This is a genomic window from Curtobacterium sp. B8 (genome assembly GCF_000333315.1).
In the GTDB taxonomy this organism is placed as follows: Bacteria; Actinomycetota; Actinomycetes; order Actinomycetales; family Microbacteriaceae; genus Curtobacterium; species Curtobacterium luteum.
The window spans coordinates 1-819 of sequence record NZ_BACW01000424.1 but is presented as its reverse complement, the minus strand read 5'-3'; the positions used below and the strand labels follow the sequence as shown (position 1 = coordinate 819).

At 75.5% G+C, this 819-nt stretch carries 1 pseudogene; it reads left to right on the top strand.

Features of this window, described 5'->3' with window-relative positions:
• Window positions 1-819, top strand: a pseudogene (locus tag I59_RS20930) (hypothetical protein); the annotation flags it as partial.

Sequence of the window (819 nt, the reverse complement as noted above, 5' to 3'; positions counted from 1 at the left end):
CGGTCGGTGTGGCGCGCGCGTCGCTCGCGGAGGACGGGTTCGTCGTCGTGCAGTCGGCGGACAGCGCGCGGGTCCTCGCGTCCGGCGGCGACCCGGCAGCGGTCCGTGCCTACACGGCGCGGGCCGACGGTGATCCTGGGTCGTCGATGCGCTTCGGCTCGCGCGTCTACCGTCTCGCCTCCAGTGGCGCGACCGACCGGAGCACGCCGGCACCGACGGTCACCGTCGCACCACCCGGGTCCGAGGACTCCGGCGGCGGCCGGGGCGGGGGGAGCGACGACTCCGGTGTCAGCGGGGCACCCAGCGGGGGCTCGGACGACACCGGCGGGTCCGGCGGGGGGTCGGACGACTCCGGCGGTGGTTCGGGTTCCGGCGGTGGTTCGGGGTCCAGCGGTGGTTCGGGTTCCGGTGACGTGTCCGGGACGGCCGACACCTCGGGACACGGCGGTCACGGGAGCGACGACGCTGCTGCGGGGGACGGTGGGGCGACACGCCTGGTGTCGTTCGACCGTGCCACCGCGGCCACCGGGAGGCCGAGCGAGGACTCGGCGATCGCAGCATCCGACTACCTCGTCGTCGCCGGGCTCTCCACGGAGTCGACGGACGCGGTGACGAGCGCGACCCGGACGATCCTGGTCGTCGCGGTGCCGCTCCTCCTGCTCGTCATGGGAGCGACGACCTGGTTCGTCGTCGGCCGCGCCCTCCGCCCGGTCGAACGGATGCGCCGACAGGTCGCCGGCATCACCGCCGCACACCTCTCGGAGCGAGTCCCCCGATCCCGGCGGCGCGGACGAGGTCGCCCGGCTCGCAGCGACCCTC